Here is a 22837-nt window from a genome sequence, read left to right as displayed (position 1 = left end):
GCTGCCGTGTCAGCCACGGGCCTTCTCCTGGCAGGCTCAGCACTCGCCGCCGAAGCCACTGCGGTTCCCGCGACCGACACCTCCAGGGGCAGCGCCACGGCAGTGGCTTTCCGCGCGGCGCTGGACCTCTCCCGGGCCGGGTCGGCCGGAACGACGCCCCTGCGGGCCACGCTCAATGAGGTTCGAGCTCCGGGGACCGCGGAGAAGAAGACCCTCGACGTCACCGTCGACCAGGTCAACCGCGACCGCCCGGTCCGGCTGCTTCAGGCCGACGCCGTCAGGGCAAAAGCCGATGTCGCCGACGGCCGAGCCGAAGGGACGTCCCGTCTCGAACGGGCGCGAGTCCATGTGCCCGGCCTGCCCGCACTGTCCCTGGTGGAGGTCGAACAGGTCACCGCCACGGCAACGTGTGTCGCCGGACAGAAACCGGTCGCCGAGTCCCAGGTGCTGGGTCCCGTCACTGCTCTCGGCAAGCGGGTGCCGCTGGCAGCCGGAGGCACCGCCACCGTCGAGGTCCCAGGCGTCGGCACGGTCCGGCTTTCCCTCTCCCAGAGGGAGACGACCAGTGCCACGGCCGCCGCCACGTCGCTCCGCTTGCAGGTGTCCGTGGATCCCCTGCGGCTGGGCGTTGAGAAGGTGGAAGGCACCGTGACCCTGGCGCATGCCACCTGCCGGTCTCCTCAGCCGGCCTCCGAGAGCCCGGCACCGTCCGAGAGCCCGGCACCGTCCGGCAGCTCGGCACCGTCCGGCCGGTCGGCACCCATCGCGCAGTCGGTCGCGCCTTCCCCGAAGGTCGATCTGGCGGAGACCGGTGGCAGCCCCATGACGCCGTACCTCCTGGCAGTCGGGGCGGTGCTGGTCACCGCGGGCGGAGCAGCCGCCGCACTCGCCGGCAGGCGAAGCCGCAGGAACCGCTGATCCAGCGCGCCCGACGCCGACAGGGTGTGGCGTGCGATGCGGAGAACCCGGGAAGATCACCGCGCTCCATCCCGGGCCGACTTCATCAGGCGCCCACTGGCCGCGGCCGGAGACTGCTCTCGGTCCCAAGGAACCGGAGCACCGGTCAGCGGCTGGCGACAGGGCAACCCGCGAGGGGAGGGACCGGCGCCCGGTGCTCACCAGCACATGCGGGCGCCGGTCCCCATGGATGTGACGGGTGTCGGGGGTGACGGCGATCCCACACCACATCCCACGATCAACTATGGGCGCGGGGCACCAGGTCGCCCCCTTCGGTAACGCCCCGGCGGCACGCCCACCAACCTGCGGAAGTGCCGGGTGAGGTGCGACTGGTCGTAGAACCCGGTCTCGGCCGCCACCTCTCCCGGTGAGCGCCCTTCGAGCAGCAGCCGCCGGGCGCGGCCCACGCGCAGGGACGTCAGGTACTGGTGCGGGGCGATGCCGTAGGCGGCACTGAACGCCCGTACGAGATGGGCGGGATGAGCGCCCACGAGCCCGGCCGCCTCCTGGAGCCCGACACCCTCCACGACCCGCTCGTCCAGCAACTCCCGCAGTCGGCGCGCGACGAGGGGGTCGGCGGGACGAGAGGACGTCCGGTCGGCGTCGGCCCGCAGATGCCCGCGCAACCGCTCGCCGACGAACATCAGCCTGCTCTCGGCCTCCAGCTCCTCACCGGGCCGCACCAGCGCGCCGTGCAACTGCCCCACGCGCCGTCGCAGCAGCGGATCGCGCAGGTCCGGCCGGTCGACGGCGGCCCCGATGAGCTCGTCCCAGAGATACGTCCCGTCGAGGTACAGCACCCGCTTGCGGAAGCCCTCCGGGGTGACGGGGGAGCCGTTGTGCGGCACGTGCGGCGGCAGCAGCGACACGGTGTCGTGCGGGGTGCCGTGCTCGTGCCGGTCGAGGTCGTACCGTACGGCGCCGGTGTCGACGATCAGCAGCGTCCAGGCGTCGTGGACGTGCATCGGATACGCGTAATCGGTGAAACGGGCGTGGAAGGCCTCGACGACGCCCGGGACGGCGGGCCGCCAGGCGGAGATGATCCGCTGCCGGTCCGGTCGGTTCGGCCGGTCCGGTCGGTTCGGCCGGTCCGGCCGGTTCGTGCTGCCGACGGGCTGTGAGGCCATGCAAAGAACGTACAAGACCCTGGCGAGGACAGCCGGGCACGCTCGCACCATGAACACGCACACCGAACCGGCTTCGGAGCCGATCCGCTTCGACACGAAGATCGCCGTGCTGCTGCGCGCCGACCTGGAGCACTGGCAGCGCCTCAACGTGACGTCGTTCCTGGTCAGCGGCCTGGGAGCGCAACTCCCCGAGGTCATCGGCGAACCGTACGAGGACGCGGACGGCGTGCCCTACCTGCCGATGTTCCGCCAGCCGGTACTGGTCTTCGAGGCCACGAAGGAAACCCTGACCACGGCCCACGCCCGCGCCCTGTCCCGCTCCCTGCCCCGTGCGATCTTCACCTCGGACCTCTTCGCCACGGGTAACGACCGCGACAACCGCGCGGCCGTACGGTCGGTGCCGACGGCGGATCTGGATCTGGTCGGGCTCGCGGTGTACGGCCCGAAGAACGCGGTGGACAAAGTGGTGAAGGGGGCGCGGATGCACCCGTGAGGCGATGCGTGGTCGTGAGGCGGAGTGGCTGTGGCCGGCGACCAAAGTCGCCGGCGCGTAGACCGACGACTGAGGACAGCGCGGGCCCTGCCCGCCGAGACTCTCCTCATGGAGGACGCGAGGAACGTTCAGATGGGGAAGAAGCAGGTGCCGCCGACGGGCAAGGACACGGAACTGGCGGAGTCGGCCTGGGTGATCACACTCTTCTGCGTGGCCTGCGGCGCCGGCATCGGCGCTGTGCTCCCGCTCCTCGCCCGCTTGCTGCTGAAGCTGCCGTGGGCACCGCTGGAGGGCCCGGCCGAACTGCTGACCGCGATCCCGGAACCCGCCCTCACCCTCGGCACGGTCGCGGTGGGAGCACTCGGCGGCCTGCTGCTGGGCCTCACCGCCGTACACGAGTCGCTGTCGGTCCGCGTCTTCGACACGCACCTGGCCCTGACCATCAGGGACCGCACGCAGGAGTTCACCCGCGAGGAGATCGCGGTGCTGTGCAGGGACGGCAAGCAACTCGTGGTGCTGGCCCCGGACGGCATGGAACTGGCCCGGGAGCACTGCGGCCTGCCCTGGCCCCGCCTGGCCGACGCCCTCGCCGAGCACGGCTACCGCTGGGCGGAGGAGGACCCGTACCGCGCCGAATTCCGCCGCTGGGTCCCCGGCATGCCCGGTCTCCCCGAGGGCGCGGACGCCCTGCTCAGGGCCCGCGCCCAGGCTCGCAAGAGCGACGACGACGCCGAGGACGCCCGTGAGCTGCGCCGTGAGCTGCTGCGGCTCGGCGTGGTCGTACGGGACGAGGACAAGCGCCAGTACTGGCGCCTGGCCCGGCAGAACTGAGGCGCAGCCGCACAGCTCAAGGAATGCAGGCCTCGGCGATCGACAGGCTGTTCTCATACAGGTGGTGCCGGGTGATCCGGCCGTCCTCGACGGTGAGGCGCAGCGCGAACGGACCATCGAAGGACTTCCCCGTCGCCCGTACGGTTCCCGACACGTGCCCCGTGAGCACGGCGTCGGCGCCGTCGACGAGAAAGGCGTCGAGAAAGGCGCGGGCGTCCTCGGGCACGGTGTGCTCCATCAACTCCGTGAACTGGGCGGCACATTCGGCGGCGGTGGACCGGGGCCGGATCCACGGGACACCCGGGTTCTCGGCGAGCACCCAGTCGACCTCGTCGGCGAAGAGCTCGACGAGCCGCTCGGTGTCCCCGGCGAGCCGCGCGGCGAGGAACTCCTGCACGACGGCCCGGGTGGACTCGGCGACGGAAGACGGCTTCCCGGAACTGGACTTGACGGGCATGGCACTCTCCTCGCGACTGCGGCAAGCCGGATCCCGCACCCGTTTCGTGGGGACGTGTCCGATCCTGCCGGGGGACGGGAAGAGCGTCGATTACCCGAGGAGTAATGAGGGGGCAATGAGCGGCAGCCCGGGACTCCTCACGGCGACCCATACGCTCAACTCGCCGCCCGTTCTGCATCGCAACCACCACCGCATACCGCTACATCACCGAAGCGTTAGAGGGCCTGGCCGCCCTCGCCCCTACCCTCGCCGAGGCGGTCCGGACGGCATCGACGAAAGCGTTCGTGCTGCTGGACGGGATTCTCCTGCCGATCGACCGGATCGCTGCAGACCGCCCCTCTGCTCCGGCGAACACAGGAGGCTCGGGATGAACGTGCAGCTCCTCGCCGATCCATCCGGCCGACTCCTATGTGCCTCACCGGCTCTGCCCGGCGCCGTCCACGACGTCCGGGCCGCCCGCGAGCACAGCGTCATCGACGCCCTCGGCGAAGCCGGGATCGCCTGCCGGGCGGACAAGGGCTACCGGGGCGCCGGGGGCACCGTCCGTGTCCCGTACCGGGGCCGCTGGGAGACCCTTTCCGCAGGCCGGCAAGTTAGTCAACCGCTCCCACGCGAAGATCCGTGCCCTTGTCGAAGAACGACAGTGCCCCGCCGTCGCAGGGCCTTGCCTGGTGAAGCCACGATGAGGCCCCGGGCAGCTCTGCGTAGTGTTCCGACTCCTTGGCATCCGGCCACGGAGCCCGCGCAAGAACCCGTTTGGCGGGCCACCGCGACCACTGCTACGTTTCCGGAGGCCGTGCGAGAGAATGAGGAGGTGGTACCCGTGAACGCAGTATCGACATGGGTGCTCCCCTCCGGGGTCATGGTCGGGCGATAGGTCGTCCGGGAGCGCCGTTTCTGAGCCCTCCCGAAAGGCACGACCATGCACTTCACTTCTGGACAGCGTCTCGACGACGGTGTCCTAGAGCGCGCATTCACCCTTGGCGAAATCCCCGGCATCCTGTGGACGCCCGCGTCCCCGTCCGCACCGGCGCCGCTGATCCTGCTCGGCCACCCCCCGCTCGGACTGCGCAAGATGTACCCCCGACTGGCGGAACGGGCCCGGCAGGCCGCAGCGTATGGCTACGCCGCGGCCACCATCGAGCTCCCCGGGAGCGGTGACCGGCCCCGTTGGGCCAGCGTCGAGCAGGCCCGCGCCGACCTGCGCCGGGCTATGGAGGCCGGCGAGCCGGTCGATGACGAGATCACCGACGCCCTCGTCCTCCCACTCGTCGAAAAGTCGGTCCCTGAATGGCAGGCCGCCCTGGACGCCCTTCTGTCGCTGCCCGAGATCGGCGGCCCGGTCGGGTACTCGGGGGGAGTGATCTCCATCGGCATCCGGCTCGCGGTGGTCGAGCCGCGCATCTCGGCCGCCGTTCTGTTCGCCGGGAGTCTCGTGCCTGCCACCATGTTCGAGGAGGCCCGCCAGGTCACCATTCCGCTGCACGTCCTGCTGCAGTGGGACGATGAAGGGAACGACCGGCAGGCGGCCCTGGACCTGTTCGACGCCTTCGGCACCAAGGAGAAGACGCTGCACGCCAACATGGGCGGGCACACCGGCGTCCCCCAGTTCGCGGGGGACGCCGCGGCCGGTTCTTCGCCCGGCACCTGAAGTAAAGGCGGGCCGTCAGGCCACCAGCAGACGTAAGCCGTGTTGGCCAGAATGCTGCTCATCGAGGGCAGGCCCCGGCGCTTCTCTGCTGTTTGTGCCGTGGGCCCTGCCGACTCGGCAGGGCCCACGCTGCCCGAAGCCATGCTCGCTCGGTCGGGCCGCCGACCGTGGACAGCAAGCGTGTCGTGCCTTGGACGGCGGAACGGGTCTTCGCCGTCCGGGCCGGCATGCCCGAGCGGTACCAAGCCATGGTCGACCTGGGCGGCGGCTGCGGTCTCCGCCAGGCCCGAGTCCCGCGAGAACGGCATGCACGCCCTCCGCCACTTCTACGCCTCGGTCCTCCTGGACGCCGGGGAGAACGTCAAGGCCCTCGCCGGGTACCTCGGCCACTCCGGCCCTGGCCTGACCCTCCGCGTCTACGCTCACCTCATGCCGTCGCGCCAGGAGCGCACTCGGAACGCTGTCGCGCGAATCTTTAGCGGACTACCTGAGGCACGCATTAAGGGTGATCGGTAGCCCCCGCCCCGCGAAGAAACCGCAGGCCGGGGGCTCAGTGGTGTCGGCTTACTTCTTCTTCCCCTGATTCTTGACCGCCTCGATAGCCGCCGCGGCCGCCTCAGGGTCCAGGTACGTCCCGCCCGGGTTCACCGGCTTGAAGTCGGCGTCGAGTTCGTAGGACAGCGGGATGCCCGTCGGGATGTTGAGGCCCGCGATGTCCGCGTCGGAGATGCCGTCCAGGTGCTTGACCAGGGCGCGCAGGCTGTTGCCGTGGGCGGCGACCAGGACCGTGCGGCCGGTCAGCAGGTCGGGGACGATCGCGTCGAACCAGTACGGGAGCATGCGGACGACGACGTCCTTGAGGCACTCCGTCTGCGGGCGCAGCTCCGGCGGGAGGGTCGCGTAGCGCGGGTCGGAGAACTGGGAGTACTCGGCGTCGCGGTCCAGCGCCGGCGGCGGGGTGTCGTAGGAGCGGCGCCACAGCATGAACTGCTCCTCGCCGAACTCGGCGAGAGTCTGAGCCTTGTCCTTGCCCTGAAGGGCGCCGTAGTGGCGCTCGTTCAGGCGCCAGCTGCGGTGGACCGGGATCCAGAGGCGGTCAGCGGACTCCAGGGCGAGCTGCGCGGTGCGGATGGCGCGCTTCTGGAGGGACGTGTGCACGACGTCGGGGAGCAGGCCGGTGTCCTTCAGCAGCTCGCCGCCGCGCGTCGCCTCCTTCTCGCCCTTCGCGGTCAGGTTGACGTCCACCCAGCCGGTGAACAGGTTCTTCTCGTTCCACTCGCTCTCGCCGTGGCGGAGGAGGATCAGCTTGTACGGTGCGTCGGCCATGCCCCAGAGCGTAATCCACGCATTCGCCCGTTCGCGTGGCTGCCCGGCAGGCGGACGTTTGACGGGTTCTGTTAATTGAGTGGCCTCTGTCAACCGTGGCTTTGTAACTTGTGCGTGCTTGCTGTGCCGCTTACATCGCTGCGTCGTCCCACACCCTCACACCCTTGCGCTCGGGGGAGCCCATGTCGTCCATGCCGTACGCCCTGCGTGCCAGACGTGCCGTCCGGGAGACCGTCTCCGGACTGCCCCGCGAGTTCTGGTGGCTGTGGACCAGCACCCTCGTCAACCGGCTCGGCGCCTTCGTCGCCACCTTCATGGCGCTGTACCTGACGCTCGACCGCGGCTACTCCGCCACGTACGCCGGTCTGGTCGCCGCCCTGCACGGGTTCGGCGGGGTGATCTCCTCACTGGGCGGCGGCGTGATGACCGACCGGCTGGGGCGGCGGCCGACGCTGCTGATCGCGCAGGCCTCGACCGCCGTGTCCGTGGCGATCCTCGGTTTCGTGCACCACCCGGTCGCGATCGCCGGCGTCGCGTTCCTCGTCGGCATGGCCAGCAACGCGTCCCGGCCCGCCGTGCAGGCGATGATGGCGGACATCGTGCGGCCGGAGGACCGTATCCGCGCCTTCTCCCTCAACTACTGGGCCATCAACCTCGGCTTCGCCGTGTCCTCCATGGCCGCCGGGTTCATCGCCGAGGTCAGCTATCGCGCCGGGTTCCTGATCGAGGCGGGGATGACGATGGTCTGCGCGATCCTCGTCTTCCTGAGGCTGCCGGAGTCCAGGCCCGCCGAGACGGTGAGGACGGCCGCCGCGTCCGAGAAGACGGCCGTCGCCTCGGAGAAGTCGGCCGCCGTCCCCGACAGCCCCGTCAGCCTCGGGACCGTACTGCGCGACGGGCCCTTCATGAGCGTCGTCGGGCTGTCCTTCCTCGTCGCGCTGATCTTCCAGCAGGGGTCGATCGGGCTGCCCGTGGCGATGGGCGAGGCCGGGTTCACGCCGGCCGAGTACGGCATGGCGATCGCCGTGAACGGCATCCTGATCGTCGTACTCCAGATCCCGGTCACGCGGTTCATCGAGCACCGCGACCCCCGCCGACTGCTCGTCATCTCCTCGCTCCTCGCGGGGTACGGCTTCGGACTCACCGCCTTCGCCGGGTCGGTCGGCGTCATCGCCCTCACGGTGTGCGTGTGGACGCTGGCCGAGATCGTCAACGCGCCGACACAGACCGGCCTGGTGGTCCGGCTGTCCCCGCTCCACGGACGCGGGCGCTACCAGGGGATGTACACGATGTCCTGGTCCGTCGCCGCGCTCGTCGCCCCGCTGATGTCCGGCTTCGTCATCGACCGGTTCGGGGCGGAGTGGCTGTGGGGGCTGTGCGCGGTGGTCGGGACGGTGGCCGGGCTGGGGTACGGGGCATTGATGCGGCGGGTGCCCAAGGAGAAGCCGACTGAGCCACTTGAGTCCACTGACCCGGCCGAGTCCACTGCCCCCGCTGAGCCCGGTGAACCCGCTGAGCCTGCTGCCGGGCCCGGGCCCGGAGCCAAACCCGGACCCGGGCCCTCGCCCCTGGAACAGGTCCCGGAGCGCTCAGCATCCGGCCCCTGATCCGCTTCCGGGACGTTCCCGATGGTTGTGTGGACACGGCTCCGCGACCCGGAGTGCTCCCTGGGACCGGCCGACCGCACCGCTCACTTCACTGGACGGTCAACGGCACCGGATGGATCTCGTCCGCCTTGTGCCCCGCGCGTTCGTGGATGCGCTGGACCGCCTCCGCGGAGGGTGCCTCGGAGAGGCAGTAGACGTGGCCGGACTCCGGGTCCGCCCAGGCCCTCTCGAAGTGGACGCTCTCGTCCTTCTCAATGGCGAGGTCCGCGTTGTGGGCCTCGCGCAGCTGCTCTTCCGTGATGCCCTTCATGCTGTGGTGGACATCCATGAACTTGGCCATGACGTCACGCCTCCTTCCCAGTACCCGGCGTACGCCAGTACAGCGCGTACTTCCATGGTCCGCCCGTACGGGCACGGAGGCGACCACAACGCCGCAGGCCCCGGCGGCGAACCACCGGGGCCCTGCTGGTCGTACGAAGGTGCCGGGCGTCAGCCGCACTGGCAGGGGCTGCCCGACTGGCACCCGCAGCCGCAGCCCGAGCCGCAGCCGCACGCGGCGACCAGGGGCAGGTTCCTGATCTCGGCGGGCTGTTCGGTCTCGCGCTCCTGCGTGGGGTCGGGCGTGGTGCTGGGGGATTCGGCCATGGGTCCCTCCTCGAGACTGGTGCCTGTGCCCATTGGATGCCCGTTCCGCTGGGCGCATCAACGGCGCACAGAGGCGCCCGCGCGCCCCGGCCGATCCCCGCCCGGCCCTTTCACGCCGGAGCAGGACCGAGCAGACCGAGGAGGAAGAACAGGACCGAAGCTCAGGCGCTCTCCGACCCCGTCACCGCCTGGATCTCCGGCTGCACGTCCGCCGACTGGAGCTCGTCCGCGTGCTCACCCGTCACCAGGTACACCACACGCTTGGCGACCGAGACCGCGTGGTCGGCGAACCGCTCGTAGTAGCGGCCGAGCAGCGTCACGTCCACGGCCGTCTCGATGCCGTGCTTCCAGCGGTCGTCCATCAGGTGCTGGAAGAGAGTGCGGTGCAGCAGGTCCATCGCGTCGTCGTCCTGCTCCAGCTGGAGCGCCAGGTCGACGTCCTTGGTGATGATCACCTCGGCGGCCTTGGCCATCAGGCGCTGGGCGAGCTGGCCCATCTCCAGGATGGTGGCGTGCAGGTCGCTCGGGACCGCGCGGTCCGGGTAGCGCAGGCGCGCGAGCTTCGCCACGTGCTGGGCGAGGTCGCCCGAGCGCTCCAGGTCGGCCGACATGCGCAGCGACGTGACGACGATGCGCAGGTCCGTCGCCACCGGCTGCTGCCGCGCCAGCAGGGCTATCGCCCGGGCCTCCAGGTCGTGCTGGAGCTCGTCGACCTTCTGGTCGGCCTCGATGACGTTCTCGGCCAGCTTCAGGTCGGAGTCGAGCATGGCGGTGGTGGCGCGCCCGATCGCCGAGCCGACCAGCCGGGCCATCTCCACCAGACCGTCGCCGATCGAGTCCAGTTCCTCGTGGTACGCGTCCCGCATCAGGCTTCCCTCTCGTGCGTCTGTGTCGGGGGTTCTGGGGCCGGGGCCCACCGAACAACCGGCGGTACGACCGTCGTGTTACCGAAGGTCCGAACCCCACGCTCCCACGTTCCGGCCCGTACGCGTCCGTTTCCGTCATCCCAAATGAACCAATACTGGCTCCAAGGTGAACTCTGGGCGACGAGTGTTCGAGCTCGTAGCCCGACGGCTGTGGCCCGCGGCCGACCCATGCCTAACCTGGGTGCATGGACGTGAACGCGGCGGTCGCCGCAGTGGCAGCGATCGCCGGGGTGCTCACCGGCGTCATCGCCATGCTGGCGTTCCGCTGGAGTGAGCGTGAACAGAAGCGCCCCACACGCACCTCGCTGCACACGGATCCGGTGCTGCCACCGGGCGTGGACACCGTCCTGTCGGTCCTCAGGTCCTCCGCCGTCGTGCTCGACGAGGCGGACGCGGTGGTCAAGGCCAGCTCGGCGGCGTACGCCCTCGGCCTGGTCCGCGGCGGAAAGCTCGCCGTCGAGCCGATGCTCCAGATGGCCCGGGACACCCGGCGCGACGGGGAGATACGCCAGGTCGAGCTGGACCTGCCGCGGCGCGGGACCGGACGCGGAGAGGCCCTGGCCGTCTCCGCGCGGGTCGCGCCGCTCGGCTCCCGGCTGGTGCTGCTGCTGGTGGAGGACCTCACCGAGGCCCGCCGGATCGAGGCGGTGCGGCGCGACTTCGTCGCCAACGTGAGCCACGAGCTGAAGACGCCCGTCGGCGCCCTCTCCCTGCTGTCCGAGGCCGTCATGGACGCCTCCGACGACCCCGAGGCCGTCGAGCGGTTCGCCGGGCGCATGCAGATAGAGGCCACCCGGCTCACCAGCCTGGTCCAGGAGCTCATCGACCTGTCGCGGGTGCAGAACGACGATCCGCTGGAGGACGCAGAGCCCGTGCGCGTCGACGAGCTCGTGGCCGAGGCCATCGACCGCTGCCGGCACCAGGCCGGCACCAAACAGATCACCATGGCCGCGGGCGGCACCGCCGACCTGCACGTGTGGGGCAACCGCGGCCAGCTCGCCGCCGCCCTCGGCAACCTCGTCGAGAACGCGGTCAACTACTCGCCCGCCCGCACCCGCGTCGGCATAGCGGCCCGCAGGGTGAACGCGCCCGGCGGGGAACACATCGAGATCGCCGTCACCGACCAGGGCATCGGCATCTCCGACAAGGACAAGGAGCGCATCTTCGAGCGCTTCTACCGTGTCGACCCGGCCCGCTCCCGTGCCACCGGCGGTACGGGACTAGGACTGGCGATCGTGAAGCACGTGGCCGCCTCGCACGGCGGGGAGGTCACGGTGTGGAGCGCCGAAGGCCAGGGCTCCACCTTCACCCTGCGGCTGCCGGAGGCCGGTGCGGCCCGCGACCGCGCACATCAGCAGCCCGCCCGATCAGAACGCGCAGGAGGCGCGGGCCTCGACGAGGAGGCCGGGCGGTCCACCCCCACATCCCCCGATTCAACCGCGTACGAAACGCTTCCTGCCCCGGAGGTCCTTCCGTGACCCGTGTGCTCGTCGTCGAGGACGAGGAGTCCTTCTCCGACGCCCTGTCGTACATGCTCCGCAAGGAGGGCTTCGAGGTCGCCGTCGCGACCACCGGGCCCGACGGACTCGACGAGTTCGAGCGCAACGGCGCCGACCTCGTCCTCCTCGACCTGATGCTGCCCGGCCTGCCGGGCACCGAGGTGTGCCGCCAACTGCGCGGCCGCTCCAACGTCCCCGTCATCATGGTGACCGCCAAGGACAGCGAGATCGACAAGGTCGTCGGCCTGGAGATAGGAGCCGACGACTACGTCACCAAGCCGTTCTCCTCGCGCGAGCTGGTCGCCCGTATCCGGGCCGTGCTGCGCCGCCGCGGCGAGCCGGAGGAGGTGACCCCGGCCGCGCTGGAGGCCGGCCCGGTCCGTATGGACGTGGACCGGCACGTGGTCACCGTCGGCGGCACCAAGGTCGACCTGCCGCTGAAGGAGTTCGACCTGCTGGAGATGCTGCTGCGCAACGCCGGCCGGGTGCTGACCCGTATGCAGCTCATCGACCGCGTCTGGGGCGCCGACTACGTCGGTGACACCAAGACCCTCGACGTCCACGTCAAGCGCCTGCGCGCCAAGATCGAGCCGGACCCGGGCGCCCCGCGCTACCTGGTGACGGTCCGCGGCCTGGGCTACAAGTTCGAGCCGTAAGTCGGCCGCGCACGACGAACGCGAAGGGCGGGATCTCCCAGGAGATCCCGCCCTCTCGTACGACTGCCGCGCAGGCTCAGTGCCCGGCGCCCGCGCTCGCGGACGCCGCGTCGGTCGGCGTGCCCGGCGACGCGTGGCCGCCCGGGGTCTCGCCGGCGGCGGGGCTCTCGGTCCCGGCGGGCGAGCCCGAGGCGCCGTCGGCCGGCGTCCCGGAGGGGGAGCCGGAGGCGCCCGGCGCGGCCGGCACCTCGGTCGGGCCCCACTCGGCGAAGTAGTGCTCGGCGGGCACGACGAACGCGCGCAGGGTCACGTCACCCGTCTTGCTGAAGGTGAAGGTGACCTTCTGGGCGTTGCCGTCCTGGACGGCCTCGCGGCTGCTCGGCAGCATGGCCGTGGCGTTGTCCTTGCCGCCCAGGATCAGGCTGCCGCCGGCCGGGATGCTCAGGCTGCCGCCCTTGGCGGGCTTGAGCTCGGCCGTCTTGTCGGTGCCGGGGAGGGTGATGGACTCCAGAGTCTCGGCGGTGCTGCCGGAGTTGAAGAAGGTGGCGGAGATCGCGGCGGGGCCGGTCGACTCGAGGTCGGGCTGCGTGATCACGATCGCGTTCTGGATCTTGATGTTGCCGACGCTCGTCGCCGCGTTGTCCGGCTTGATCTCGAGGGTCTGCGCGTTGTTGCCGGCACCGCACGCGGCGAGCGAGGCGACGGAGAACGCGATGGCGGCAGCGGCGAGGACGCCGCGTCGAAGGCTGCTGCTCACGGCGGCGGCAACTCCTTGACTCGAGAAGCGGAGCGGCCGATAAAGCCGCCCTAAGTGTCTGTCAGCGGGGCTCAGGTTACCGAGCCGTTCCCGCGCGGCCGCACCCGACCCCCCGGCACCTGTGCTCCCACGTGAGTCGCAGTGACTCCTGGGTCACATTGACGGGGTGCTCGTCCGGCATTCACATAAGAGCCTCCGGAGAGCCTCCGGGCAGCAGCGCAAAATTTCCGTGAAGGAATGTGCGGACCACCTGGGAATTGATCACCGGCGGCCCGTCCGGACGTCCGATGATCAATTCCGGATTCGACCGGAACCCGGCCCGGGCCGCCGAACGGAGTAGCGGAAGTCGACCATACGGAACCGGACATATGGGGATGTTCGGCCACTTGGAGGAGGCTCCGGATGTGTGTAACGTACGCGTTTCCCTCGGCCCGGAGAGCCGCTCCGACCTGCGAATACCTTCTTCCACTCCCTGTCCGAAGCACGTCCCTGTTGGACTTGTCAAGCCCCGAGATATGCCCTGACCTGCGAAAACGCCATTCAGAACCCGCAGTTTCCGTGTTACCCTGGATAGCCACGGAAGGGGTACCTGTCACATGACGTTCAAGGTTGGCGACACCGTGGTCTATCCCCATCACGGGGCCGCGCTGATCGAGGCTATCGAAACTCGCCAGATCAAAGGCGTGGACAAGACCTACTTGGTGCTGAAGGTCGCCCAGGGTGACCTGACAGTCCGTGTGCCAGCGGACAATGCGGAGTTCGTCGGCGTGCGTGATGTGGTCGGTCAGGACGGGCTGGACCGTGTCTTCGAGGTGCTGCGCGCGCCGTACGCCGAGGAGCCCACGAACTGGTCCCGTCGTTACAAGGCAAACCTGGAGAAGCTCGCCTCGGGCGATGTCATCAAGGTCGCGGAAGTGGTGCGTGACCTGTGGCGTCGTGAGCGCGAGCGCGGACTCTCCGCCGGTGAGAAGCGCATGCTCGCCAAGGCCCGCCAGATTCTGGTGAGCGAGTTGGCTCTCGCGGAGAACACCAACGAGGACAAGGCCGAGGCCCTGCTCGACGAGGTTCTCGCCTCCTGAGGCGAAGCCTGTCGCTCAGCACTCAGCAACATCGAAATGCCGCGGTGCCCGATGACGATTCTTCTGTCGCCGGGCGCTGCGGCATGTTCGTACTCGGACGCCGAATGCGCCGTCACCGCCGGATGTGTTATCACTCACGATCCGGTGCTTGGCGTGCCGGGCCCGGGCAGCCGGCTCGACCAGCGTCACGGAAGGGTCCGGTCGAGCGCGTCGCGCCCGGCACTCCTCCAGGCCATACCCAGTCCAGGGCAACACACAAACCTGACAGGAACCGATGTCTGACGATTCGCGCCCCTCGCCGCCGACCGCCTCCTCGGCAGCCCGTACGGCGGCCGTGATCCCGGCCGCCGGCCGTGGTGTACGGCTCGGCCCGGGCGCCCCCAAGGCGCTCCGCGCGTTGGGCGGCACCCCCATGCTCATCCACGCGGTCCGCGCGATGGCCGCCTCCCGCGCCGTCTCGCTGGTCGTCGTCGTGGCCCCGCCCGGCGGTGCCGCCGAGGTCAGGTCGCTGCTCGACGCGCACGCGCTGCCCGAGCGGACCGACTTCCTCGTCGTACCGGGCGGGCAGACCCGCCAGGAGTCCGTGAGACTCGGCCTGGACGCGCTGCCGCCCGGCCACGACATCGTGCTGGTGCACGACGCGGCCCGGCCGCTGGTGCCGGTGGACACGGTCGACGCCGTGATCGAGGCCGTACGCGAGGGCGCCCCGGCCGTGGTCCCGGCGCTGCCGCTCGCCGACACCGTCAAGCAGGTCGAGCCCGCCCAGGCGCCCGGCGAACCCGAGCCGGTCGTCGCGACGCCGGATCGCGCGCGGCTGCGGGCGGTGCAGACGCCGCAGGGCTTCGACCGGGCGACGCTGGTCCGGGCGCACGAGACGGTCACCGGCGACGTCACCGACGACGCCGGCATGGTCGAGCAGCTCGGCCTCACGGTCGTCGCGGTGCCCGGTCATGAGGAGGCGTTCAAGGTCACCCGGCCACTGGACCTGGTGCTGGCGGAGGCGGTCCTGGCCCGCCGGAGGCTCAACGATGGCTTCTGACGCGACGCCCGGGATGCCGCTGCCCCAGGTGGGCATCGGCACCGACATCCACGCCTTCGAGGAGGGCCGCGAGCTGTGGTGCGCCGGCCTGAAGTGGGAGGGCGAGGGTCCGGGCCTGGCCGGCCACTCGGACGCGGACGTCGTCGCGCACGCCGCGTGCAACGCGCTGTTCTCGGCGGCCGGCCTCGGCGACCTCGGCCAGCACTTCGGCACGGGCCGCCCCGAGTGGTCCGGGGCGTCCGGCATCACGCTGCTGACGGAGGCGGCCCGGATCGTCCGCGAGGCGGGCTTCCGCATCGGCAACATCGCCGTACAGGTCGTGGGCCCGAGGCCGAAGATCGGCAAACGGCGGGACGAGGCGCAGAAGCTCCTGTCGGAGGCGGCGGGAGCACCGGTGTCGGTGTCCGGCGCGACCACGGACGGGCTGGGCTTCCCGGGACGCGAAGAGGGCCTGATGGCGGTGGCCACGGCGCTGGTCGTGCGAGTCGGGTGAAAGGCGCTGCCCCACGCACCCCCACGGCCTACTACCCTGGTCCCGTGACTATTCGCCTGTACGACACCAGCGCCCGGCAGATCCGTGACTTCTCCCCGCTCAAGCCGGGTTGTGTCTCGATCTACCTGTGCGGTGCCACCGTGCAGGCCGCACCCCACATCGGGCACATCCGGTCGGGTCTGAACTTCGACATCCTGCGCCGCTGGTTCGCGTACCGCGGCTACGACGTCACCTTCGTGCGGAACGTCACGGACATCGACGACAAGATCATCACCAAGTCGGCCGACCAGAACCGCCCCTGGTGGGCCATCGGCTACGAGAACGAGCGCGCGTTCAACGACGGCTACCACGCCCTCGGCTGCCTGCCGCCGACCTACGAGCCGCGCGCCACGGGCCACGTGACCGAGATGGTCGAGATGATGCGCGGCCTCATCGAGCGCGGGCACGCCTACGAGGCCGACGGCAACGTCTACTTCGACGTGCGCTCCTTCCCGGAGTACCTGGCGCTGTCCAACCAGGAGCTGGACAACCTCCAGCAGCCGTCCGGCGCCGGCGAGACCGGCAAGCGCGACCCGCGGGACTTCGCGATGTGGAAGGCGGCGAAGCCGGGGGAGCCCAGCTGGGAGACGCCGTGGGGGCGCGGGCGCCCCGGCTGGCACCTGGAGTGCTCGGCGATGGCGCACAAGTACCTCGGCACCGCCTTCGACATCCACGGCGGCGGCCTCGACCTGGTCTTCCCGCACCACGAGAACGAGATCGCCCAGGCCAAGGCCTACGGCGACGAGTTCGCCCGGTACTGGGTGCACAACGCCTGGGTCACCATGAGCGGCGAGAAGATGTCCAAGTCGCTCGGCAACTCGGTCCTGGTCAGCGAGATGGTCAAGCGCTGGCGGCCCATCGTGCTGCGCTACTACCTCGGCACCCCGCACTACCGCTCGATGATCGAGTACAGCGAGGAGGCGCTGCGCGAGGCCGAGTCGGCGTTCGCGCGGATCGAGGGCTTCGTGCAGCGCGTGGTGGAGAAGGCCGGTGCCGTCGAGCCGGCCGCCGAGGTGCCGCTGGCCTTCGCCGAGGCGATGGACGACGACCTGGGCGTGCCGCAGGCGCTCGCCGTGGTGCACACCACGGTCCGGCAGGGCAACAGCGCGCTGGCCGCCGACGACAAGGAAGCCGCGGTGGCCCGGCTCGCTGAGGTCCGTGCCATGCTCGGCGTCCTCGGGCTCGACCCGCTCGACGCCCACTGGGCCGGGGAGACCGACCGCGGCGCCGATCTGCACGGCGTGGTCGACACGCTGGTCCGCATGGTCCTCGACCAGCGCGAGGCCGCCCGGTCCCGCAAGGACTGGACCACCGCGGACGCCATCCGCGACCAGCTGAGCCAGTCCGGCCTGGTCATCGAGGACAGCCCGCAAGGGCCGCGCTGGAGCCTCGGACCGCGCTGACCCGACCGCGATCCGGAAGATCGATTGTGCCGCCCGGGCCTCCGGGCGGCACACTTCATAGACGTAGTACGTCACCGCACCCACAGACAGGTAGGTCATGGCAGCCAACAACCGCCGCATGTCCGGCAAGAAGGGCGCGCAGGTCGGCAGTGGCGGCCAGCGGCGCAAGGGCTTGGAGGGCAAGGGCCCCACTCCGCCCGCCGAGATGCGCAAGGGACACAAGAAGAACCGTGTCGCGGGCGCCAAGGCGCGGCAGACAGCCCGCCGCCCCGCGCCCCGGGGCCGCGGCGGCAAGTCCACGTCCGAGCTGGTCGTCGGCCGCAACCCGGTCTACGAGGCGCTGCGCGACGGCGTGCCCGCTTCCACGCTGTACGTCCAGCAGTTCATCGACAACGACGAGCGCGTCCGTGAGGCACTCCAGCTCGCCGCCGAGCGCGGCGGCATCAACCTCATGGAGGCGCCGCGCCCCGAGCTCGACCGGATGACGAACGGGCTGAACCACCAGGGACTCGTGCTCCAGGTCCCGCCGTACGAGTACGCCCACCCGCAGGACCTCGCCGACGCCGCCCTCGACGCCGGCGAGGACCCGCTGATCGTCGCGCTCGACGGTGTCACCGACCCGCGCAACCTCGGCGCGGTCGTCCGCTCCGTGTCCGCCTTCCGCGGGCACGGCGTCGTCGTACCCGAGCGGCGGGCCGCCGGGATGACGGCGGGTGCCTGGAAGACGTCCGCCGGTGCGGCCGCCCGTACGCCCGTCGCCCGCGCCACCAACCTGACGCGCGCGCTGGAGGCGTACAAGAAGGCCGGCATCGTGGTCGTCGGTCTGGCCGCCGACGGCGAGGTCGAACTCGGTGAACTGGAGGCCCTGGGCGGTCCCGTCGCCATCGTCGTCGGCAGCGAGGGCAAGGGGCTGTCCCGGCTGGTCGGGGAGACCTGTGACTTCCGGGTGCGGATCCCGATGCCGGGCGGCGCCGAGTCGCTCAACGCCGGTGTGGCGGCGGGGATCGTGCTGTACGAGGCGGCCCGTCGGCGCAGCTGAACAGACGTCCGCAATCTCACCCGTGCGGGTTAATTCCGGTGACGACGGGGCGACAAGGACAAGCTTGACGGGGTCCGGACAGATCCGGCGAGTCAAAGCAGTGTCCTATCCCGACGTCACTCGGTTAGATGAGTGTGGACACCAGAACACCCCGCACACCCACGGGGGACCGCTCGTCGGGACTCGACGACGCTCCCGCGCTGAGCATGGTGAAGGTGCCGAGCGACCCGGCGCAGGTCATCGTCAACCACGCGAGTTTCCGCGTGCAGTTGGGCGTCTCGACGCGTCACGTCCAGTCCCCACGGGTCGCACGGCATTTGAACGCCACCGAGGACACCGCCCGCATCCCCGTCGTCACCGCCGGGACCGCGGCGGACGGGGCCGCCACCCGCCGCCGGCCCGTCGTCTGGAGCGGCAGATCCGCGCCCGACGACACCGGCGCCCACCGGCTCCTCCAGGCTGTCCGGCACGAGAGCGTCCGCCACCCCGACGAGCCCGCCACGGACACCGGGGCCACCCAGGTCATCTCCCGTGTGGACACCGACCCGCAGGGCCCGGGCTACGGCGCCGGATACCAGGAGGCCGGCGACGGCGGCACCGGCTACGAGGGCGACGGCTACCAGGGCGACCTCACCCAGACCGTCGAGCACCCGGTCGTGGGCCCACAGCGCACGCACGAGCCCGCCGACGGCACCCGGCTGCTGCCGACCATGCGCTCGGTCGGCAGTGCCTACGACGAACCCTCCTACGCGGAAGGGGAGTTCGAGGAGCTCGTCGCCGAGGCGGACGACACCGAACGGACCGTCAAGCGCCAGGGCGACGACCCGGCACGGCACGCCTACTACCCGGGCCGCCGGATGAACCTCGGCGTCGTCCTGCTCCCGCTGCGCGTCTTCCTCGGCTTCATCTCCATTTACGCCGGCATGGGCAAGCTGTGCGACCCGGTCTACTTCGACGGCGGCAAGCGCGGCTCCATGGTCAAGTGGCTCAACACCCTGCACCCCTGGGACGTCGCGGAGCCGCTGCGCCAGTTCGCCCTCGAACACCCGGTCGGCTCCGGACTGGTCATCGCCTTCGCCCAGGTCATCGTAGGCGTCCTGACGGTCCTCGGCTGCTGGCAGCGCGTGGCCGCCTCCTTCGGCGCCCTGCTCTCGGCCGCGCTGCTGGTCACCGTCAGCTGGAAGAGCGTCCCCGCCTACGAGACCCCCGACATCATCTACCTCGCCGCCTGGTCCCCGCTGATCATCGCCGGCGCCCCCGTCTACTCCATCGACGGCCGCCTGGCCGGCAGTGCCTGGCGCCGCCTCGGCCCCCGCGCCGACATCTGGGACCTGCGCCGCTACGTGCTGCGCCGGGGCGCCCTCGTCACCGCCGTGGCCATCGGTCTCACCCTGCTCGTCGGCTCGCTGCTCGGCGGCGCGGTCCGTGACGCCGACCGGGTCGTCGTCCCAGGCCCCGGCGAGGCACCGCGCAACGAACTGCCCGGCTCCCCGCTCCCGGAAGAACCCGGCAGGCAGCAGGAGAAGCGGACCCCCTCGGCCTCCTCCTCCTCGCCCACCCAGGGCACCACGGCCGGATCGGCCAGCCCGAGCGCGGGCACCACGACCAGGCCGGGCGCCACCCGGGACGCCGGCACCGTCACCGGCGGCTCGCCCAGCCAGACCCAGGGCAGCGCGGGCCAGGCCCCGCCCCAGCAGTCCTCCTCGGCCGGCCAGGCCCCGAGCACCACCTCCGGCCCCAGCTCCGGCGGCACGGCCACCGGCGGCTCGGGTTCGACCGGCGGCGGCTCGACCGGCGGCGGCTCGGACGGCGGGGGCTCCTCGTCCACGGGCCGGCCGGGCCTGGTGGGCGGCTTGCTGGGCTAGCCGGCAGAGCCAGGTATCGAAAGGGCCCCGCATCTTCGAGATGCGGGGCCCTTTCGATGCGGAGGGGGAGCGGACGATGCGGAGGGGAAGCGGATTCAAGAGACCGGTCGGCCGGGTCGCGCACCCAGTACGGCCGGGGTGGGGAACAGCTCTCAGCGCCCCAAAGCCGCCAGCTCCTTCGCGGCCTCCGTCAGATCCTTCGCCGTGTCGATCGCACGCCAATACGACCCCTGAGGGATCGTGAACCCGGCCAGCTTCCGCTCGCGGGCCAGCCGCGGAAACGTCGTGCGCTCGTGGTCCCCCCGGTCCGGCAGCAGCCCCGCGAACCCGGAGGAGAAGACATACACGCCCGCGTTGATCTCGAAAGTCGACGGCGGGGCCTCGATGAAGTCCGTGATGCGGCCGAAGCCGTCCGTCTTCACCGCACCCCACGGCAGGCGCGGCCGGGCCAGGGCCAGCGTCGCGACGGCGTCCCGCTCGGTGTGGAAGTCCGCCATGTCACGCAACGAGAACCGGGTCCAGATGTCGCCGTTCGTGGCGTACCAGGGCTGGTCCGGGTGGGGCAGATGCGCGGCGGCGTACTTGAGGCCGCCGCCGCGGCCGAGGGGCTCCGACTCCACGACGGTGGTGACGGAGACGGGCAGATCGGCCGTCTCCAGCCACTTCTGGAGCACGTCGGCGAGGTGGCCGCAGGAGACCACCACGTCAGTCACGCCCTCCTCGGCGAGCCAGGACAGCTGATGGCCGATGATCGGGGTCCCCGTCCCGGGGATCTCGACCATCGGCTTGGGCCGGTCGTCGGTGTACGGACGGAGCCGGGAGCCCTGGCCACCGGCCAGAACGACGGCTTGAACGGGGCGGGACGCGGCGCTCGGATCGCTCATGAGACCGAACTGTACGTGGCGTCCCGCCCCGGACCGCAGCGGACGAGGGTTCCCGTGTCAGTCGCTGCCGGCTTCCCACTCCTCTCGTCCGGCAAGCCGGGCGGTGTGCTCAGCTGTGCGCGGCCGCGACGCCTGTGGCGAAGGCGGTGTCGCAGACCGGGCGGGCGTAGGACTGGGCGCGCGTCGGGCCGTAGACCCGGACGGCGGCCTGGCCGAGGGCGCGGGCGATGGACGCGCAGTGCTTCGCCAGCGACGGGCGGCCGTTCACGGCCTGCTGGAGGTGGGTGAGGGCGACGCCCGGGTTCTCCTCCTGGAGCTCGGTGAGCAGCTTGTCGCGCAGGACGTCCTGCGGGGCGCGCTTGGCGGCCCGCGGGGTGACGGCGGACGTGCTGGTGTCCGCGGCCGTGAGCACCGGGTCGGAGGGGCTGCCCGACCAGTTGACTCGGGTGACCGCGAGGGTCCCGGAGAGCACCAGGACGACGGGCAGGACGAAAGCGAGGGTGCGGCCGATCCGGCGGGCGGGGCCCCGGCCGCGTCGCGTCTGTTGGTTAGTGGAGTGCTTCACGCGTGTGAGGGTAGCGCGGGGTAATGGTTTGTAGACATTTAGTCACCGGTTCGGGGGATGAGAGAGGGCCCGTTTTTGGGTAGGGCGTTGACGCACAGCACTCGAAACGTCCGGTCTGCCGGGGTATTTATCGACAACGAGCGACAACGAGAAGGGCCCCGCAGCACGCTGCGGGGCCCTCGTCGTCAATCCGGGTGATTCACCCGGTGTCGTGCGTTTGCCGATGGGTCAGTCGGACAGGCGCTCGCCCGTGGAGGTCGAGAACACGTGGGTCTCGCCGGAGCGCGGGACGATGTGCAGCGTGCTGCCCTTCTCCGGGACGTCACGGCCGCTGACGCGGACCACGAGGTCCTTCGAGTCGTCGCCGACCTTCGCGGTGCCGTAGACGTAGGCGTCGGCGCCCAGCTCCTCGACGACGTTCACGGTGACCGCGAGGCCCAGCTCGGCGTCCGGGCCGGCCACGTCGAAGTGCTCGGGGCGGACACCGACGGTGACGGTCTTGTCGGTGGTGGCGGCGATCGCGTCGCGCTGCACCGGCACGACCGACTTGCCGAACTTCACGCCGCCGTCGGTCACCGGGACCTCGACGAGGTTCATCGCCGGGGAGCCGATGAAGCCGGCCACGAAGAGGTTGGCGGGCCTGTCGTACATGTTGCGCGGGGTGTCGATCTGCTGGAGCAGGCCGTCCTTGAGGACCGCCACGCGGTCGCCCATCGTCATGGCTTCGACCTGGTCGTGGGTGACGTAGACGGTGGTGATGCCCAGGCGGCGCTGGAGCGAGGCGATCTGCGTACGGGTGGACACACGGAGCTTGGCGTCCAGGTTGGACAGCGGCTCGTCCATGAGGAACACCTGCGGCTCACGCACGATGGCGCGGCCCATGGCGACACGCTGGCGCTGACCGCCGGAGAGCGCCTTCGGCTTGCGGTCCAGGTATTCGGTGAGGTCGAGGATCTTCGCGGCCTCCTCGACCTTCTGCCGGATCTCCGCCTTGTTGACGCCGGCGATCTTGAGCGCGAAGCCCATGTTGTCGGCGACGGTCATGTGCGGGTAGAGCGCGTAGTTCTGGAACACCATGGCGATGTCCCGGTCCTTCGGCGGCAGGTGGGTGACGTCGCGGTCGCCGATGCGGATGGCGCCGGCGTTGACGTCCTCGAGCCCCGCGAGCATGCGGAGCGAGGTGGACTTGCCGCAGCCCGACGGGCCGACGAGGACGAGGAACTCGCCGTCCTCGATGTCGATGTCGAGTGCGTCGACAGCGGGCTTGGTGGAACCCGGGTAGATCCGGGTCGCCTTGTCGAACGAGACAGTGGCCATGATGATTGAACCCCTTCTACCGGCAGGAACGTGCCGGACGATCCGAGTAGGAAGGCGGTGCCACGACGGGTGTTCCGTTGTGGTGTAGTCCACGCGTGTGAACTGGCTCAGGACGGTACCTGGCGTTCACCCGGTCTGTCAGTACCTCTGGGACTGTGAACTTCGCGGAAATTTTCGAAGCG

The 22837-nt window shown here is 70.6% G+C and carries 22 protein-coding genes and 3 pseudogenes; 15 read left to right on the top strand and 10 right to left on the bottom strand.

What is annotated here, in order from left to right; genetic code table 11:
• The first annotated feature begins 6 nt into the window (after positions 1-6).
• Complete coding sequence (locus V8690_RS19175; protein ID WP_338780487.1) at positions 7-918, top strand: SCO1860 family LAETG-anchored protein; 912 nt, start codon at positions 7-9, stop codon at positions 916-918.
• A gap of 281 nt (positions 919-1199) precedes the next feature.
• Here V8690_RS19175 and V8690_RS19170 read toward each other — a convergent pair whose 3' ends face one another.
• Positions 1200-2084 (bottom strand): AraC family transcriptional regulator, encoded by an 885-nt coding sequence (locus V8690_RS19170; RefSeq protein WP_338780485.1) that lies wholly within the window; start codon positions 2082-2084, stop codon positions 1200-1202.
• Between the two features lie 49 nt (positions 2085-2133).
• Between V8690_RS19170 and V8690_RS19165 the strand changes: the two genes are divergently transcribed.
• Together V8690_RS19165 and V8690_RS19160 are read left to right on the top strand one after the other, a co-directional pair.
• Positions 2134-2577 carry a DUF2000 domain-containing protein gene (locus V8690_RS19165; RefSeq protein WP_338780482.1) on the top strand — a complete coding sequence of 148 codons (444 nt, stop codon included), beginning with the start codon at positions 2134-2136 and terminating at the stop codon, positions 2575-2577.
• A gap of 132 nt (positions 2578-2709) precedes the next feature.
• Complete coding sequence (locus V8690_RS19160; RefSeq protein WP_338780480.1) at positions 2710-3408, top strand: hypothetical protein; 699 nt, start codon at positions 2710-2712, stop codon at positions 3406-3408.
• A 16-nt stretch (positions 3409-3424) separates the two neighbouring features.
• Here the strand turns inward: V8690_RS19160 and V8690_RS19155 are convergent, their stop codons facing one another.
• A complete protein-coding gene (locus V8690_RS19155) occupies positions 3425-3865 on the bottom strand; it encodes a nuclear transport factor 2 family protein (RefSeq protein WP_338780478.1) in 441 nt (146 codons plus the stop codon).
• 150 nt (positions 3866-4015) lie between these two features.
• On the opposite strand from V8690_RS19155, the pseudogene V8690_RS19150 reads away from it, so the two are divergent.
• From V8690_RS19150 to V8690_RS19140, 3 pseudogenes are all read left to right on the top strand, one after another.
• Positions 4016-4503, top strand: a pseudogene (locus tag V8690_RS19150) (transposase family protein); the annotation flags it as partial.
• Positions 4504-4787: 284 nt separating this feature from the next.
• Positions 4788-5521 (top strand): annotated as a pseudogene (locus V8690_RS19145) (alpha/beta hydrolase).
• Positions 5522-5659: 138 nt separating this feature from the next.
• A pseudogene (locus tag V8690_RS19140) lies at positions 5660-6032 on the top strand (hypothetical protein); the annotation flags it as partial.
• A 48-nt stretch (positions 6033-6080) separates the two neighbouring features.
• Here V8690_RS19140 and V8690_RS19135 read toward each other — a convergent pair.
• A complete protein-coding gene (locus V8690_RS19135) occupies positions 6081-6842 on the bottom strand; it encodes a phosphoglyceromutase (protein WP_338780476.1) in 762 nt (253 codons plus the stop codon).
• Between the two features lie 191 nt (positions 6843-7033).
• Here V8690_RS19135 and V8690_RS19130 point away from each other — a divergent pair, with 191 nt between their 5' ends.
• Complete coding sequence (locus V8690_RS19130; protein ID WP_338785399.1) at positions 7034-8449, top strand: MFS transporter; 1416 nt, start codon at positions 7034-7036, stop codon at positions 8447-8449.
• An 88-nt stretch (positions 8450-8537) separates the two neighbouring features.
• Here the strand turns inward: V8690_RS19130 and V8690_RS19125 are convergent, their stop codons facing one another.
• The 3 genes from V8690_RS19125 to phoU form a co-directional block, all read right to left on the bottom strand.
• Positions 8538-8789, bottom strand: a complete 252-nt coding sequence (locus V8690_RS19125; RefSeq protein ID WP_338780473.1) for an SCO4226 family nickel-binding protein — start codon at positions 8787-8789, stop codon at positions 8538-8540.
• 149 nt (positions 8790-8938) lie between these two features.
• Positions 8939-9094 carry a hypothetical protein gene (locus V8690_RS19120; RefSeq protein WP_338780472.1) on the bottom strand — a complete coding sequence of 52 codons (156 nt, stop codon included), beginning with the start codon at positions 9092-9094 and terminating at the stop codon, positions 8939-8941.
• A gap of 161 nt (positions 9095-9255) precedes the next feature.
• Positions 9256-9960 (bottom strand): phosphate signaling complex protein PhoU, encoded by a 705-nt coding sequence (phoU, locus tag V8690_RS19115; protein WP_338780470.1) that lies wholly within the window; start codon positions 9958-9960, stop codon positions 9256-9258.
• A gap of 245 nt (positions 9961-10205) precedes the next feature.
• Here phoU and V8690_RS19110 point away from each other — a divergent pair, with 245 nt between their 5' ends.
• Together V8690_RS19110 and V8690_RS19105 are read left to right on the top strand one after the other, a co-directional pair.
• Positions 10206-11498, top strand: coding sequence for an ATP-binding protein (locus V8690_RS19110; protein WP_338780468.1), 1293 nt, complete (start codon positions 10206-10208; stop codon positions 11496-11498).
• The gene (locus V8690_RS19105) at positions 11495-12175 is read left to right on the top strand and encodes a response regulator transcription factor (protein WP_004929857.1); all 681 of its coding nucleotides are present in this window, start codon (positions 11495-11497) and stop codon (positions 12173-12175) included. The genes V8690_RS19110 and V8690_RS19105 overlap by 4 nt, the downstream gene beginning before the upstream one ends.
• A 76-nt stretch (positions 12176-12251) precedes the next feature.
• On the opposite strand, the gene V8690_RS19100 is transcribed toward V8690_RS19105, so the two are convergent.
• Positions 12252-12932 carry a DUF461 domain-containing protein gene (locus V8690_RS19100; protein ID WP_338780466.1) on the bottom strand — a complete coding sequence of 227 codons (681 nt, stop codon included), beginning with the start codon at positions 12930-12932 and terminating at the stop codon, positions 12252-12254.
• A gap of 596 nt (positions 12933-13528) precedes the next feature.
• Here V8690_RS19100 and V8690_RS19095 point away from each other — a divergent pair.
• From V8690_RS19095 to V8690_RS19070, 6 genes are all read left to right on the top strand, one after another.
• On the top strand, positions 13529-14011 hold the full coding sequence (locus V8690_RS19095) for a CarD family transcriptional regulator (RefSeq protein ID WP_003953493.1): 483 nt from the start codon (positions 13529-13531) through the stop codon (positions 14009-14011).
• A 274-nt stretch (positions 14012-14285) separates the two neighbouring features.
• Positions 14286-15050, top strand: a complete 765-nt coding sequence (ispD, locus tag V8690_RS19090) for a 2-C-methyl-D-erythritol 4-phosphate cytidylyltransferase (protein ID WP_338780465.1) — start codon at positions 14286-14288, stop codon at positions 15048-15050.
• Positions 15040-15543: a 2-C-methyl-D-erythritol 2,4-cyclodiphosphate synthase gene (gene ispF / locus V8690_RS19085; RefSeq protein ID WP_338780463.1), complete on the top strand. Its 504-nt coding sequence runs from the start codon at positions 15040-15042 to the stop codon at positions 15541-15543. The genes ispD and ispF overlap by 11 nt, the downstream gene beginning before the upstream one ends.
• A gap of 44 nt (positions 15544-15587) precedes the next feature.
• On the top strand, positions 15588-16985 hold the full coding sequence (cysS, locus tag V8690_RS19080; protein ID WP_338780460.1) for a cysteine--tRNA ligase: 1398 nt from the start codon (positions 15588-15590) through the stop codon (positions 16983-16985).
• A 97-nt stretch (positions 16986-17082) separates the two neighbouring features.
• The gene (rlmB, locus tag V8690_RS19075; protein ID WP_338780458.1) at positions 17083-18024 is read left to right on the top strand and encodes a 23S rRNA (guanosine(2251)-2'-O)-methyltransferase RlmB; all 942 of its coding nucleotides are present in this window, start codon (positions 17083-17085) and stop codon (positions 18022-18024) included.
• 128 nt (positions 18025-18152) lie between these two features.
• Positions 18153-19889: a DoxX family membrane protein gene (locus tag V8690_RS19070; RefSeq protein WP_338780455.1), complete on the top strand. Its 1737-nt coding sequence runs from the start codon at positions 18153-18155 to the stop codon at positions 19887-19889.
• A 152-nt stretch (positions 19890-20041) separates the two neighbouring features.
• Here the strand turns inward: V8690_RS19070 and V8690_RS19065 are convergent, their stop codons facing one another.
• From V8690_RS19065 to ugpC, 3 genes are all read right to left on the bottom strand, one after another.
• Entirely contained in the window at positions 20042-20773 is a 732-nt protein-coding gene (locus tag V8690_RS19065) for a nucleotidyltransferase family protein (RefSeq protein WP_338780453.1), read from the bottom strand.
• A gap of 109 nt (positions 20774-20882) precedes the next feature.
• Positions 20883-21338 carry a hypothetical protein gene (locus tag V8690_RS19060; RefSeq protein ID WP_338780451.1) on the bottom strand — a complete coding sequence of 152 codons (456 nt, stop codon included), beginning with the start codon at positions 21336-21338 and terminating at the stop codon, positions 20883-20885.
• Positions 21339-21566: 228 nt separating this feature from the next.
• Entirely contained in the window at positions 21567-22655 is a 1089-nt protein-coding gene (gene ugpC / locus V8690_RS19055) for a sn-glycerol-3-phosphate ABC transporter ATP-binding protein UgpC (protein ID WP_338780449.1), read from the bottom strand.
• Positions 22656-22837 lie beyond the last annotated feature (182 nt).

The sequence above is a fragment of the Streptomyces sp. DG1A-41 genome, from assembly GCF_037055355.1.
Lineage (GTDB): Bacteria > Actinomycetota > Actinomycetes > Streptomycetales > Streptomycetaceae > Streptomyces.
This window is presented reverse-complemented; position numbering and strand designations above follow the sequence as displayed.